At 66.0% G+C, this 1,009-nt stretch carries 1 protein-coding gene and 1 pseudogene; both read left to right on the top strand.

The window, feature by feature from the left end:
* Positions 1–730: ribose-phosphate diphosphokinase (locus tag ACQKDV_RS19730; protein ID WP_427785905.1), on the top strand; the 730-nt coding region annotated here is incomplete at its 5' end.
* A 108-nt stretch (positions 731–838) separates the two neighbouring features.
* A pseudogene (locus tag ACQKDV_RS19725) lies at positions 839–958 on the top strand (50S ribosomal protein L25/general stress protein Ctc); the annotation flags it as partial.
* Positions 959–1,009 lie beyond the last annotated feature (51 nt).

The following is a 1,009-nucleotide window of genomic DNA, read 5'->3' as shown; positions in this document are numbered from 1 at the left end:
ATCGCGGCCTTCAGCAGGGTCTCGATCGGGGTCTGCGGGGCAAGGTCGGTCATGGGGTTATTCGCGCCAGGATCGCCGCATGCGTTCCTCGCGCGTGCCGATCACCGCCAAGCTGGCGGCGAAGATGTTCAGCACCGCCGGCGCTGACCGCGTGCTGACCGTCGACCTGCACGCCGACCAGATCCAGGGTTTCTTCGATATCCCGGTGGACAACGTGTATGCGTCCCCGCTGCTGCTGGCCGACATCTGGCGCGCCTACGGCACCGAGAACCTGATCGTCGTCTCGCCGGACGTGGGCGGCGTGGTCCGCGCCCGCGCAGTGGCCAAGCGCCTGGATGATGCCGACCTGGCGATCATCGACAAGCGCCGCCCGCGCGCCAACGTCTCCACCGTGATGAACATCATCGGTGACGTCGAAGGCAAGACCTGCGTCATGGTCGATGACATCGTCGATACCGCCGGCACCCTGTGCGCCGCTGCCGCTGCCCTGAAGGCGCGCGGTGCGCTCAAGGTCGCCGCCTACTGCACCCACGCGGTGCTGTCGGGCCCGGCGGTGGACAACATCACCAATTCCCAGCTCGACGAACTGGTGGTGACCGACACCATCCCGCTGAAGGACGCCGCGCGGGTGTGCAGCAAGATCCGCCAGCTGAGCGTGGCGGAAATGCTGGCCGAAACGATGCGCCGCATCGCCTTCGGCGAGTCGGTCAGCTCGCTGTACGTCGATTGATTTTCGTCCCTGCCGGCAACGGCGCGGACATACCCCGGGTGCTTCTGGTCGCGGAAGCATCTTCAACCGCCAGGCCGCAAGGCAGGGCAACAACCTGAGTAGTCGAAAATGTCGAAGACCCATGAAATCAAGGTCACCAAGCGTGAACTGCAGCGTAAGGGTGCGAGCCGCCGCCTGCGTCACGCCGGTGTGATCCCGGCCATCGTGTACGGCGGCAACGCCGAGCCACCCGCATGAGCCTGAGCTTCCCGCTGCTGATCAGCGCGGTGCCGCTGCATG

Source organism: Stenotrophomonas sp. NPDC077659, assembly GCF_050268705.1.
In the GTDB taxonomy this organism is placed as follows: Bacteria; Pseudomonadota; Gammaproteobacteria; order Xanthomonadales; family Xanthomonadaceae; genus Stenotrophomonas.
The sequence above is the reverse complement of the archived record's forward strand: the minus strand, read 5'-3'. Positions and strand labels throughout refer to the sequence as shown.